10 protein-coding genes and 2 pseudogenes are annotated in these 14,116 nt (G+C 37.4%); 1 reads left to right on the forward strand and 11 read right to left on the reverse strand.

Translation table 11 applies throughout. The features are described 5' to 3' along the window. Nucleotides 1-31: 31 nt before the first annotated feature. Nucleotides 32-949 (forward strand): membrane protein insertase YidC, encoded by a 918-nt coding sequence (gene yidC / locus DQN23_RS07135; protein ID WP_020917346.1) that lies wholly within the window; start codon nt 32-34, stop codon nt 947-949. Nucleotides 950-1,010: 61 nt separating this feature from the next. On the opposite strand, the pseudogene DQN23_RS07140 reads toward yidC, so the two are convergent. The 11 genes and pseudogenes from DQN23_RS07140 to nrdR form a co-directional block, all read right to left on the reverse strand. Continuing rightward, nucleotides 1,011-1,202: pseudogene (locus DQN23_RS07140) on the reverse strand (transposase); the annotation flags it as partial. 298 nt (nt 1,203-1,500) lie between these two features. Next, a complete protein-coding gene (greA, locus tag DQN23_RS07145) occupies nt 1,501-1,983 on the reverse strand; it encodes a transcription elongation factor GreA (RefSeq protein WP_020917348.1) in 483 nt (160 codons plus the stop codon). 86 nt (nt 1,984-2,069) lie between these two features. After that, on the reverse strand, nt 2,070-3,761 hold the full coding sequence (gene mltG, locus DQN23_RS07150; protein ID WP_111712971.1) for an endolytic transglycosylase MltG: 1,692 nt from the start codon (nt 3,759-3,761) through the stop codon (nt 2,070-2,072). A gap of 107 nt (nt 3,762-3,868) precedes the next feature. Continuing rightward, nucleotides 3,869-4,363 (reverse strand): annotated as a pseudogene (locus tag DQN23_RS07155) (GNAT family N-acetyltransferase). Between the two features lie 54 nt (nt 4,364-4,417). Next, nucleotides 4,418-5,749 carry a UDP-N-acetylmuramate--L-alanine ligase gene (gene murC / locus DQN23_RS07160; protein WP_020917351.1) on the reverse strand — a complete coding sequence of 444 codons (1,332 nt, stop codon included), beginning with the start codon at nt 5,747-5,749 and terminating at the stop codon, nt 4,418-4,420. Nucleotides 5,750-5,781: 32 nt separating this feature from the next. Continuing rightward, complete coding sequence (locus DQN23_RS07165; protein WP_020917352.1) at nt 5,782-6,375, reverse strand: hypothetical protein; 594 nt, start codon at nt 6,373-6,375, stop codon at nt 5,782-5,784. Between the two features lie 253 nt (nt 6,376-6,628). Continuing rightward, nucleotides 6,629-9,721 carry a DEAD/DEAH box helicase gene (locus tag DQN23_RS07170; protein WP_111699020.1) on the reverse strand — a complete coding sequence of 1,031 codons (3,093 nt, stop codon included), beginning with the start codon at nt 9,719-9,721 and terminating at the stop codon, nt 6,629-6,631. 373 nt (nt 9,722-10,094) lie between these two features. Next, nucleotides 10,095-11,405 carry a ribosome biogenesis GTPase Der gene (gene der / locus DQN23_RS07175; RefSeq protein WP_061408486.1) on the reverse strand — a complete coding sequence of 437 codons (1,311 nt, stop codon included), beginning with the start codon at nt 11,403-11,405 and terminating at the stop codon, nt 10,095-10,097. Nucleotides 11,406-11,543: 138 nt separating this feature from the next. After that, on the reverse strand, nt 11,544-12,446 hold the full coding sequence (gene dnaI / locus DQN23_RS07180) for a primosomal protein DnaI (RefSeq protein ID WP_020917355.1): 903 nt from the start codon (nt 12,444-12,446) through the stop codon (nt 11,544-11,546). A gap of 10 nt (nt 12,447-12,456) precedes the next feature. Continuing rightward, on the reverse strand, nt 12,457-13,608 hold the full coding sequence (locus DQN23_RS07185; protein WP_111712972.1) for a DnaD domain protein: 1,152 nt from the start codon (nt 13,606-13,608) through the stop codon (nt 12,457-12,459). Further along, entirely contained in the window at nt 13,595-14,089 is a 495-nt protein-coding gene (nrdR, locus tag DQN23_RS07190) for a transcriptional regulator NrdR (RefSeq protein WP_006532915.1), read from the reverse strand. Before nrdR ends, DQN23_RS07185 begins: the two co-directional genes overlap by 14 nt. Nucleotides 14,090-14,116: the final 27 nt, after the last annotated feature.

Genomic DNA, 14,116 nt, shown 5'->3' on the forward strand with positions numbered 1-14,116 from the left:
ATAGGGTATTATAATAAAAGGAAACAATCAATTGAAAAAGAAACTAAATCGCGTCCTCTTTTCAGGACTAAGCTTATCGTTATTGTTCTTACTAAGTGGTTGTGTCAGCCAAGATTCACATGGTAACCCAACAGGGACTATTTGGCATGTGCTTGGTGAACCAATGGCAAAACTTATCCAACATTTTGCCAATAACATGGACCTTGGATTTGGCTTAGCTATTATCTTAGTAACAATCATTGTTCGTTGTATCATTCTTCCGCTTGGACTTTACCAATCATGGAAAGCAAGTTACCAATCAGAAAAGATGGCTTACTTAAAACCAATCTTTGCACCAATCAACGAACGAATGCGCAATGCAACTACTCAAGAAGAAAAATTAGCTGCCCAAACAGAATTAATGGCTGCGCAAAAAGAAAATGGCATTAACATGCTTGGCGGTATGGGATGTCTTCCACTTCTTGTCCAAATGCCATTCTTCTCAGCTATGTACTTTGCCGCTCAATACACACAAGGTGTTTCTGAAAGTACTTTCCTGGGTATTGACCTTGGAAGCCGTAGCATGCCACTAACAGCTGTTATCGCTATCCTCTACTTCTTCCAATCATGGTTATCAATGCAAGCGGTCGCTGAAGAACAACGTGCTGCCATGAAAGGAACAATGTACGTGATGCCGCTCATGATGGTCTTCTTCGGTATGAGCATGCCAGCAAGTGTTCTCCTTTACTGGTTGGTCGGTGGTTTCTTCTCAATCATTCAACAATTGATTACAATGTTTATCATTAAACCAAAACTTCGTAAACAAATCGCTGAAGAATTTGAAAAGAATCCTCCAAAAACATACAAATCAACTAAACGTAAAGACGTTACACCTGCCGCTGCAACTACTCAACTTAACAAACCTAAGAAAAGTAACCGTAACGCTGGTAAACAACGTCACCGTAAATAATTCATAAATTAAAACATCAGGAAGATAACCGGCTCTTTGTCAACTGTAGTGGGTGGCAAAGTTAAGCTCTGGCGAGAACAATTGTTGTTCTCGCTTTTTTGCTGTTCAAAGCGAGGTAAATGCGTTTTTTAAAGTTGTCACAGTTTCTGTAACCAAAAGCGTTTCGTTTAATATCTCTGATGAGCTTGTTGGTTGCTTCAAGTTTGGCATTAGAATAAGGAAGCTTAATGGCTTTAGTGATGTATTTCTGATACCCTTAGGTGGCTAACTTCATTTTAGAACTTTCCAAACTTTAGTTAAAGTGATATTTTGTCTTTAATTCCGATTAATTCTATAGTATGATAGAGTTGCCTCATATGATTCTTTCTATTTATTGTTACGTCGCTTTAAATTTTAAGTCATATGGGACTTTTTGTATACTCAAAAGCTCCATAACTTCTTAGCAGGATTTTACCCACTACAGAAATTATAGAGCCAGATAACCTTCCTGGTGTTTTAGTTTACCTTTTATAACAGGATAAATAAAAAAGGCTTAACAGCCTTTTTTATGATTAAGCAGTTTTTTCAACGCTGATGATTTCAACATCGTAGTTTCCAGCAGGTGATTCGATTGTCACGATGTCGCCTGTTTTCTTACCAATCAAAGCTTGAGCGATTGGGCTTTCGTTAGAGATACGACCTGAGAAGATATCAGCACCAGCAGCACCAACGATATGATAGACATCTTTATCAGTTGTTCCAACTTCTTGAACAGTGACTGTTTTACCGATAGCAACTTCATCTTTTGCTACAGCATCGCTATCAATGATTTCAGCATAACGGATTTTAGTTTCAATAATTTGGATTTGGCCTTCAACAAATGCTTGTTCGTCTTTGGCTGCATCGTACTCAGAGTTTTCTGAAAGGTCACCGTATGAACGAGCGATTTTAATACGTTCAACAACTTCTGGACGACGAACTAATTTTAGTTCTTCTAATTCTTGTTCAAGTTGTTCTTTTTCAGCAAGGGTCATTGGATAAGTTTTTTCTGCCATTTTCTATCTCTTTTCTAAAAATTTATTTTTTTTTGGATAATCTACAAATACAAACATGATGTTAGTCACACCATGTTTGTCATCAATTATTCATTTATTTGACTATTAACATATTTTTCAACATTAGCTTTGTGGTCATCAAAGTTTTCTGAGTAGTAGACCTTACCTGTCTTAACATCTGCAACGAAGTAATAGTAATTCGTTGAAGCAGGGTTAACAGTTGCCTCGATAGCCGATAGACTAGGAGCGTCTACCGGACCAGGCATCAAACCAGTGTTGGTATAAACATTATACGGTGAATCAATTGATGTGTCAATACTTGCATCAGCCGCTAGACTAGTCTCTTCACCAAGTTTACCCATTGCATACAAGATAGCAATATTACTTTGGAGTGGCATGTCATTATTTATGCGATTATAAAAGACGCTAGCAATATTTCTGCGATCATCATCAGTTGAACCTTCTTTTTCAACTAATGATGCAAGGGTTAAAACATCGTTAACTGATTTTCCACTTGCAGCAATAGTATCGTAGTACTGAGACATATAAGAATCCATTGTTGAAATCATGTTCTCAACAATATCTTCCATACTTGTCTTTTCATAGTAGCTGTATGTTGCTGGGAAAAGGTAACCTTCTAGTCGATAAGTTACTTTATCAGCCTCAGGAAGACTGCCTAAAAGTTTTGGATACTTAGCTGTCATTTTTGAAATAAAGGCATCATCTTGAACAACTTTCAAGAAATCATCAGTCGTATATGGCGTTGAAGCATGTTTCTTAGCTGCATTTTTAGTCACAGCTTCAGAAATTTGCTTGATTGTGTAACCTTCAGTTACCAAGATTTTACCAAGCGACGGTTTTTCTGGTTGAGGAGTTCCACCTTCTTTAAGTTGTTTACAAATTTCATCCAAATCCATGCTTGGTTGCAAATTATAGTATCCACTTTGGAAATTGCTGTAATTTTTAAATTTTGTGTAGTAATTAAAGACAGTTGCACTCTTAATCACACCAGATTTCTCAAGGATTTGTCCGATGTATTTGTTCCCAGATCCTTCTGGAATATCAACCGTAATATATTTCTTTGATGAACTATCAAGTGGCTTAATAGAACTATCAACATAGCGGTACACAAAGAAACCTGTTGCGATTAAGGTAATGATAATTGTTGAAATTAAAAATAAAGCAATTTTTCCTGCTAAACTATTTGTCTTTTGACGTTTTCTTCTGCGTTTTGTTCCCACTCTATTCTCCAAGTCTGTCTCTGTTTCATCTGATTGCTCAGAATCTTGCTCAAATTGAAGATTATCTTTTGATTCAGACTCACCTGAAGGGGTATCAGAAATATCTGGATTACCATCATAACCCACACCATCTGTTGCTCTCACTAAGTAACTTTCGTGCTCATCATCAGCCTTAGCTGACTCTGCTCCATCAGGGTTGAAGGTCTGATCGATATTTCTCAGTATGTCTTTAATTTTTTGATTATCTATTTTGGTTTCAATCTGATTCTCAGCTAAAGCAGTTTTCGCTTTCTCTTCAAGGTGACGTTTTTCTTCTCGAATCTTAGCCTCTTGACGCTCTCTTCGATCTTCTGCTTCGTATTCAGCCATTAGTTCAGCCGTTCGATGCGCAAATTCTTCTGCTTCTTTTTCCTTTTGGCGAGGTTCTAAATCATGTTGCTTGCGTAAGCAATTAGCTTCTTCAAGTTCAGCTAAAATTTGCTCCTTAAAACTTTTTTCTTTTTGAGTTTTTGGCTTATCGTCGTTAAATTCGGTCAAAGCTTATCCTCCTACTCTTAATCAATCGCCATTATATCCTAAAATATAGTGAAAATCAACTCGCAGCAGTCTTTGTTATCTATTCTTAACAATCACTTTGTCGCTTCTTACGCTACTGCTGGGGACTCCCAAACCATATTAAACCAAGTGGTTCCGCCATGTGCTGAGTCTGCCTCTCCCTCATCGATAAAACCATTTCTCTCATAGTAAGGGATAAGCTGCTCATGACAGGTCAAGGTGAGACCTATGCACTTTCTAGTAACAGTTAAATCTTTCATCGTAGCCAGCAAAGCCATCCCGATACCTTAATTCTGAAAATCAGGGGCAATCGAAAGACTCGTAATAGCAATAAAACCTCCGTGGTCAGGATTTTTAACAACGTGATGGAATAAATCATCTGTTAAGTAACGTTGTCCAATCACAGGTCCTTCAATGTAACCACAAATCTTCCCAGCAAGCTCAGCTACTAAGAACGTATCTGGAATGGTCAAAATACGTTGTTTCATATCTTCTCAACTTGCTGCTATTTGGTCAGAAAAATTCTCATGTTCAATAGCTACGATAGCCTCTAAATCCTCAAGGCGTACATTTCTGATAATCATAAAATCCTCCACAAAAGAAAAAGAGCTTTCGCTCCTTTTCAAGATAATTGGTTATTATTGTGTGTTGTTAGCCAAGCTTGCCAACAATTCTTCAAATGAACGTTCATACATTTGGATATCACCAGCACCCATGAAGACGTAAACAGCATTATCATGGTCAAGTAATGGTGAGACATTATCAAGGCTGATAACTTTAGCTGATTTATTAATTTTAATAGCCAAGTCTTCAACTTTAACATCACCATGGTCAACTTCACGTGCTGAACCATAGATTGGTGCTAAGTAAACTGAATCAGCTTGATTCAAAGCATTAGCGAATTCATCCAAAAGTGCAATTGTACGTGTGAATGTGTGTGGTTGGAAAACAGCTACGATTTCTTTGCTTGGGTATTTTTGACGTGCAGCATCAAGCGTCGCAACGATTTCAGTTGGATGGTGAGCAAAGTCATCAATGATTGTTGTGTTGTTAATTACTTTTTCAGTGAAACGACGTTTAACACCAGCAAATGTCTTCATGTGTTCTGCTACCAATTCCATATCAATACCTGCTACGTAAAGGTTAGCAATAACAGCTGTCGCATTCAAGATATTGTGACGACCAAATGCTGGAAGGTGGAATGAACCAAATTCTTCTTCACCATGTTTTACTTTGAAAGCAGATCCGTTTGTTGTACGAACAACATCATAAGCCATGAAATCATCGCTATCTTTAAATCCATAGTAGTAAATATCTGCATCAGATGTGATTTTACGAAGATATGGATCATCACCAAACAAGAACAAAGCTTTTTGAACTTGTTTTGCGTAATCATTGAAAGCATCGAAAACATCATCAATGCTCTTGAAATAATCAGGGTGGTCAAAGTCGATGTTTGTGATGATTGAGTATTCTGGGTGGTAAGGCATGAAGTGACGTTGGTATTCGTCAGATTCAAAGACAAAGTAATTGCTGTTAGCTGAACCACGTCCAGTACCATCACCAATTAAGTATGATGTGTCTGTAATGTTTTTAAGAACATGTGCCATCAAACCTGTTGTTGAAGTTTTTCCGTGCGCACCTGCTACACCAAAACTTGTGAATTGGCGCATGAAATCACCAAGGAATTCATGGTAACGTTTAAATTGGAAACCATTTTTGACAGCATAGGCAATTTCGACATTGTTATCTTCACGGAAAGCATTACCGGCAATTAATTCAACATCTGATGTGATATTGTCTTCAGAAAATGGAAGAATTTCAATTCCTGCTTGTTCTAAACTACGTTGTGTGAAATAGTATTTACTAACGTCACTTCCTTGAACTTTGTGTCCCATTTGGTGCAACATCAAAGCAAGAGCACTCATACCAGATCCTTTAATTCCGATAAAATGATAGGTTTTAGACATGTTTTCTCCTCTATATACAACTGCAGTGCAGTTTATTTTGCATCGTCAAAGCGTGTTAAATTCAATTCTTGAGCCACTTTGTGTTCTCTTTGACTTTGCAAGACTTCCTTATTATAAATTTGACTTTCTTTTAAGAAGTCATAATTATTTTTCTTAGGTTTAATTGTTGATGAATTATCTGGCTTTTTATAGGTTACGGGAATCTCTGCCAAGATATAATCATCTTGATGCAATTTTTCAGCTAAATGACTCAAACTGCTTGTAGGCTTTGCTGTTTTCTTAGGCAATGTTGCCTTAAGCTGCTGCTGTAAAGCTGCCTTAGACGGCGCTTTTACTTCTTTTGAAAGGTAATCTTGACGTTTTCTTCGAATATCACGTCTTGCTTCTTCACGCGCTAACTCAGCATAAGATTTACCTTGAGTCACCGATTCTATGCGGCTGGCATCTTGTTCATCTTTGCCAACAAAATTATAGTCTCTAGTAACATCATCATAGCTTTTATCTTGATAAGCTCCGTGAATATTGGTAATCAAGTCTTCATTTTCATATAAAGCCATTACTTTGGGGGGATTGCTTACTGGCTCCCCGTCTGCAACAAGCGGAAAGCGTCTTTGATTTCTAATCACAGCGTCACATCCTCTCTTAACGTATTATGTTTATTAATTATCATCACTCACTAAGAAATATGGGGAACTTATCCTTGACAACCCCTCGTCCTAGTAACTAAATGCTAACGCTTAAAAACCAGGCCTAAGCCCCTAACTTTTTAAACGTAGCTCCAACTTTGTAGCATTTTTATTATAAACTAATTCATTCCATTTTTCAAAGTTTTCATAAAAAGAAAGTCAGTCTTCCTTAAAGGTTAGACTGACTTAAATCTTAATGCTCTAATCCAAGAATTTCCTTGATTTCTTCGATGGTCATGCTTGCTCTTGTTTCATTACCATCAAGAACTGTCGTGACAAGATTTTTCTTACTTTCTTGCATCTCAAGGATTTTTTCTTCAATAGTCCCACGCGTAATCAAACGATAGACTTCAACATTTTCTTTTTGACCAATACGGTGAGCACGGCTGATGGCTTGCATTTCCACCGCTGGGTTCCACCAAAGGTCAATCAGAATAACGGTATCAGCCCCTGTCAGGTTCAAACCTACTCCTCCTGCTTTCAAGGAAATCAAGAAGGTCTCTTTTGAACCATTGTTAAAGGCACGAGTCATTTCTTGACGAACATTGGCTGGTGTCGAACCAGTAATCTTATATGAAGTTAAGCCCAGTTCTTCAATCTCTTGTTCAGCAATATCCAGCATGCCACGAAATTGTGAGAAGATAAGTGCTCGGTGACCATTTTCTTTGATTTGCGTTAATAAATCACGAAGACTATTAAGTTTTCCACTTTCTCCCTGATAATCCATAAAGAGCGCTGGGGTATCACAGATTTGACGCAGGCGTGTGATGCCTGATAAAATCTCGATTTTACGACGATTAATATCCGCATCTGAAGCTCCAGCAATGGTTTCTTGCATTTGACGGAGCTGTGCAAGATAAATGGCTTTTTGCTTATGATCAAGCTCATTTGGATAATTGATTTCAATCAAATCTGGCAACTCTGGCAGAACTTCTTCTTTGCGACGACGCATAATAAACGGCTTGATAAATCGTGCGACTTGTTTGGCATCCATTTTTAAAAAGTGTTTTTTATCTGGTAATAAACCTGGCAATACGATTTGGAAAATTGACCAAATTTCAAGGAGTTTATTTTCGATTGGTGTTCCTGAAAGGGCGAAGCAATTCTTAACTTCAAATTGACGCAAGTAATGCGCAATCTTCGTTTGGATGTTTTTCATCACCTGTGCTTCATCCAAAATCAAATAATCAAAATTCAATTGATTGTATTCTGCAAAATCTTGGCGGAAAGAAGAGTAGCTTGTAATCACCACCTGATGATTTTCAGCGATAATTTCATCACGCACAGCTTTTAAACCATAAGAAACAGCCACGTCAATCTCAGGCGCAAAGCGAGTGAATTCATCTTTCCAGTTATAAATCAAACTTGACGGTGATAAGATTAAAATACGCGTTTTTTCTTTTAAGTGCGAAACTAGAAAAGCAATGGTTTGAAGGGTTTTACCCAGTCCCATATCATCAGCTAGAATACCACCAAAGCCGTAGTAGTCAAGCATGGACATCCAACGAACACCAGTCATTTGGTAATCACGCAATTGTGTTTGTAGAGGTGGTAAAGTGACTTCAAATTCTTCTGGATGTGTTAAATCATGTGCCAATTGTTCAAATTCTTTTGAGAAAGAAATGCGGTCATTTCCTTGGAACAAATCTGAAATTTGGAAAGCTGAAATAGCATCCAGTTGCAAATGCCCATTATCCAGTTGTTTGGCACGTAAGTTTTGAAGAGTGCTACTAACACGTTGGGTTTCTTCATCAAAGACAACTAACTTACCAGACCCATTGACAAAATAAGGTTGATTTTTAAAGAGCGCTTCTAAGGCACCATCAATATCATTTTCAAAAACTGTAGAAAAATCAAATGAGATATCTAGCAGACCACCTTTAGTATGAACAGAAACCTTTGGCTCTTCAAATTGTCGCATTTCCTCCAACTCATCAGACAAAGTGACCTGACCTAGTCGCGCTAATTGTCCCAAAGTTCGTGTGAAGAAATCATACAAATCCTTATCAGCTAACGGCGCATGGTAAGACAAGAATGAAGCTGAGAAACCATTAGCTTCCAAGGTTCTAAAGACTTTTTCTTCATGTTTAAAATGACTGGCAAACGGTAATTCCTCAAGCTCACGTTTGCTATGAACAGTGACATTGCCATAATCAAAAGAGACGTGCAAAGCAACTTCTCGGTATTCATTGAGTTCTAAATAAAAAGTTACTTTGAAATCACGAATATCAAAACTTTTCGGCGCTTCCACCTTACCAAGCTCTTTAAAATCTAAAAGACTGGCTGCTAATTTGGCTTGATCATCTAAATCAAAGAACAAATGTTTCGCCAAATCAGCTTCAATTGGCAAACTGCGAATGGCCGTTAAAATCTTTTGTTGCTTCAAATTCAAACTATAAATAAACCCATTTGTGAACAAAAAGGCATTATTAAAGAGCGGTTGATATTCTTTTTCACTAATGATTAATTCAATTGATTGACGATGAACCACCACTTTAAATTGAATTAGGTCTTCTAAACCACTTAGTGGTCTAAAAATCAGCTGTCCATAAGTTTGATGATTGTGTTCAAATGAAAAATCATAAAGGTCATTAAAGAGGTTGATACCTTCTTCAAAAGTTCCACTTGTCAATGAAAGATTTCGACCATGATTTGGTAAGATGTAGTCAACATCAAGATGATCACCATCTGGAATCACTCGCCATAAAAATTGAATCAATTCCTGACTGGCTTCATCAAATTGAATCAATGACAAAGGTTCAAAATAATTTTTCCCAATCTGGTAATATCCCTCATTTTTAACAGCATTCAAAAAGGCTTTAATATCTCGGACAACATATGCGCGGTCATCTGGCAATCGATTAATTTTCAACGTCCACCAATAATCTGATGAATATGGGCTTTGATTACCATGAGCTGCCAAGCGATATTTTGTGGTATCATCATCGTTAATCACCAAGCCATCCAAAAAAACACTACCAAAAGAGGTATTTTTCTTAGTTTCTTGCTGTGTTTCTTGGTGTGAGCTCAATTCATCTGATAACTCTTTTCCTTCCATATTATTCTTAAGATAGTATTCTACGGCTGCTAAATGCTCACAATATTTTTTCTTGGCAAAAAAGTCACAGTCACATCTTACTTGTTCATCTTCTAGCGAATATTGAAGATGGTGCGTTCCCACCTTTGCCTGAATTAAATCTTCTTGCTTACTGATAACATCAACCAAACCTTGTTCGTAAAGTTCTATCCCTTGATTGCGAATTCGACCTGGAATCATTCTACCCAATCTAAGCCACCACCTTTTTCCTTATCCTTTAATTATATCAGATTCAACTCTCTTTAGCTTGAAAAAATGATTAATCAAGTTTATTTTTGATACTTTACTTAGGTGGTGCCGTCGGAAAGTTCAACAGTCCAGTGGACTGTTGAAGGAATCCAAAGAATTCCATGCCTAAGTTTTGAGCCTAAGGTCTCAAAACTTTCGGGTAGCTAACTTTATTAAGTTCTAGCCACTTTCACCACGACGTAAAGTATCATCTAATGCTCCCTTCGCTCGCAAATGAAATCTAAAAATTGAAGTGTAACAATATTTAGAATCTATTTAGATTAAAAAATAATCTTGTGTACATTTTAAAAGCACCCCGACAGGTGCTTTCGTCTTATTTACGTTTACGGGCAATCAAGTTGATTGGTGTACCTTCGAAACCGAATGCAGCACGGATTTGATTTTCCAAGAAACGCATGTATGAGAAGTGCATAAGCTCTTCTTCGTTAACGAAGATAACAAACGTTGGTGGTTTAACGGAAACTTGTGTACCGTAGAAGATTTTCAAACGTTTACCTTTATCTGTTGGTGTTGGGTTAACAGCAATCGCATCCATGATAACATCGTTAAGAACAGCTGATGGAATACGTTTGTTTTGACTTTCACTGATTTTCTTAATCATTTCAGGCAATTTGTTCAAACGTTGTTTTGTTGCTGCTGATACGAAGATAATTGGAGCATAGGACAAGAATTGGAATTGATCACGAATGTCTTCTTCCCATTTTGCTACAGTGTGGTTATTTTTTTCGATGGTATCCCATTTGTTAACAACGATGATAATCCCTTTACCAGCTTCATGTGCAAAACCAGCGATACGTTTATCATACTCACGAATACCTTCTTCAGCGTTAATAACCATAAGAACAATATCTGAACGGTCAATAGCACGCATTGAACGCATCACTGAGTATTTTTCAGTGTTTTCATAAACTTTACCAGATTTACGCATACCAGCAGTATCAATCATTGTATATTCTTGACCTTCGCTGTCAGTAAAGTTTGTATCAATGGCATCACGTGTTGTACCAGCAATTGGACTTGCGATAACACGTTCTTCACCAAGAATCGCATTAATCAAGCTTGATTTACCAACGTTTGGACGTCCAATCAAACTGAATTTGATGATATCTGGATTTTCGTCTTCTTCTTCCATAGGAAGGTTTTCAACAATAGCATCCAAAACATCCCCTGTACCAATCCCGTGAACAGATGAAACTGGGTATGGATCGCCAAGACCAAGTGAGTAGAAATCGTAGATATCATTACGCATTTCTGGGTTGTCCACTTTATTAACAACTAGAATAACTGGTTTATTGGTACGGTACAAGATTTTTGAAACGTACTCATCAGCATCTGTCACACCTTCTTTCCCTGATACCACAAAGACGATAACATCTGCTTCTGTCATGGCAATATCAGCTTGATGTTTGATTTGTTCCATAAATGGTGCATCAACATCATCGATACCACCAGTATCAATCAATGAAAACTTGCGGTTAAGCCATTCACCTGTTGTATAGATACGGTCACGAGTAACACCCTCGACATCTTCAACAATTGAAATACGCTCACCTGCGATACGGTTAAACAAAGTCGATTTGCCGACGTTTGGACGTCCGACAATAGCAACTGTAGGTAAAGCCATAATTCTTAATACCTGTTCGTTAAAACAGCTCAGGACTGCTTTAAGTGACTGCTTGCCACACGAAAACATCTTGGATGTCTTCGCCGAAATTCCTTTCACATTCTTTTATCTATTTATCACTCTTAATGATTTATACAATTAACGTCGATTTTCACCTTGGAGATGAATTTCTCGAGCTAGATAACGGATACGTTCCATAACACGTTTGGCTTGCCAAGTTTCATCACCAGAACGTGAGATTGAGAAGTGTTCTTCAAGTCCCTTAAAATCAAGGTTAGAAGTGAAGAACGTTAGCAGATTTTCTTGCATGCGATACTGAAGAATCACTTGGAGCACATCATCACGAATCCAAGAACTTTGTTGCTCAGCACCAATATCATCCAGTACCAGAATCTCAGACTGCTTAATCTGGTCAATCTGTTCTTTCACAGTACCAGTATTAATGGCATTCTTAATGTCAACACAGAAAGTTGGAAAATGTAGCAGCGTTGTTGACTTGCCATACTTAGCTGACAGACGATTTGCCAAATAAGCCATCAAATAAGATTTCCCGACACCAAAGGTTCCAAAAACATAAAGTCCCTTTTGCGGTTTATCCTCAAGATTTTTAATGTAATTATTCAAATAATTATAAATCTCAATACGGTTAGGGTCGCCAAGGTCAATGTCATCCGTTGAAATATGCTTCAGACTTGTTGGCAAACCAATCAAAGTCACACGATTTTTAATATCTTGACGTTTTTTAGCTTCTACCAACTCGCGAGTCTCTAAATAAATGACATCGGCATATCCTTCATTCATGCTAAGAGCAGGCTTATAACCTTTTGCCACATATGAAGCTTCTTGATTTTGAAACTTCTCACGTTCGACCATAAATTGATTAAACTTAGGGAGGCTACGATTAATCTGCTCTTGGGTCAAGCCATTTGACGTGATAAAATCAGCAATTTCCTTATCCGCTAAAATAGCTTGAGTCAATTCATTAAGATCAGTTCGACTTTGGCAAAGCTGTTTAGCCAAGGTTTGTCCGATTTTTTCCATCACTCACTCCTTAATCTTCTAACATGCTACGTCTAAGCTCTTCTAGTTTTTCCTTTTCTTCAGCTGTCGCAACATGCTTGTATTCTTTTGCTGTCCATTCTGGAACATTAGTTTTAGTCAATTTCGCTTTAGCTTTGTGTTCTTTATTTCGTTTCGTGAAACTACGCATCTTAAGAACAGCCGCTTCAGCTGTCGTAATTTTTTGGTAAGCAAAATCATTTGCAACCTTCATGATATAAGGTTTGTTGATATTGGCTGACTGTGTTTTGTTCAAAGTATAAAGAACCATAACGTTAATAACTTCATCTAAGAAACTCATATTTGCTAGTTCTTCTAAAACTTTTCGCTCACTTTCAGTAACCACAGCACGACGAGGCGCTTTGATTTTTTTAAGAAACTCCTTGGCAGAAGCTTGTTTAGCTTCTCTGATAATCACTTGTTCTTTAGCATCAAATTGCTCTTTGGTTTGGTTATTAGCCATTTTTTTCTGCTCAAGCTGCACCGTCATTCGTTGTGGCGAAATCTTGCCATTAATAGCCGTACTTTTTGCCAATTGATAAGTGTCAAACCAATTCATGTTGTATTTATCAGCTAGACTATAAATCTTAACTACATCAGCTTTTTCATCTTTGAATTGCAAACCATCACGTAACATCAAACGCTCAAAACTGTCCAAATCGAAATGGTTTTTTGATACTATCTTAGGCACTTTTGGAGTTTCATCTACTGAAAAAATATCAGAGAACTTCTTAGAAACATCACGCGCACCATCAGGCAGAACCACATCCAACTCAGCCACCGCAACATCGCCAATCCGTTGTTCTAATAAACGACGGTAAATTGCATTAGCTAAGAACGTTTCACGATTTAAAGCTGGTTGTAATTTCAAAACATAAGCATCTCGTGTTTGATATAAAACCAGTAAGTCTACTGCGGTTAAGATAGCCAGAGCTTCCTCGACTTCTTGCATGCTCAACTGTAAGTGATTCAAAATCTCACTAAACTTGTGACGTTTGATACCATCATCAAAGAAAGCAAGCAGATACTCATACAAAAGCACAGCATGGTTCCCGATAACAGGATGATAAAGCTGACTTAGACTATCAGAATCCAACAAAACCTTATTGTTTTTGACATAAGAAAATTCATCAATCGGTCTCATTTAGCTTACTTCTTTTCTTTTTGCTACGCACACGATTCGTAATTTGCTGCAAAAGTTCCTCAATCTCATCAACATCTTTAAATGATTTATAAACTGAGGCAAAGCGAACATAAGTAATTTCATCAAGTTCTGCCAACTCATCCATAACCAGATTACCAATCACAGTACTCGGAACTTCACTTTCATATTCACTACGAACTTTTTGTTCGATACGAGATACCACTTGTTCAATATCATCGCTTGATACTGGACGTTTTTGTGCACTTTGAAAAATACCATTTAGGATTTTTTCTCGAGAAAATTGTTCACGCGTTCCGTCTTTTTTAATGACTAACAAGGGTAGTTCTTCAACGCGTTCAAAGGTTGTAAAACGCGCATGACAATTTTCACATTCTCGGCGTCGTCGAATCGTATTACCATCCTCTGCTTGACGGCTATCGATGACGCTCGATTTATTATAATTACATTTTGGACAACGCATACAAACACCCCATTTTACCAATTATTT

The sequence above is a fragment of the Streptococcus lutetiensis genome, assembly GCF_900475675.1.
Taxonomy (GTDB): domain Bacteria; phylum Bacillota; class Bacilli; order Lactobacillales; family Streptococcaceae; genus Streptococcus; species Streptococcus lutetiensis.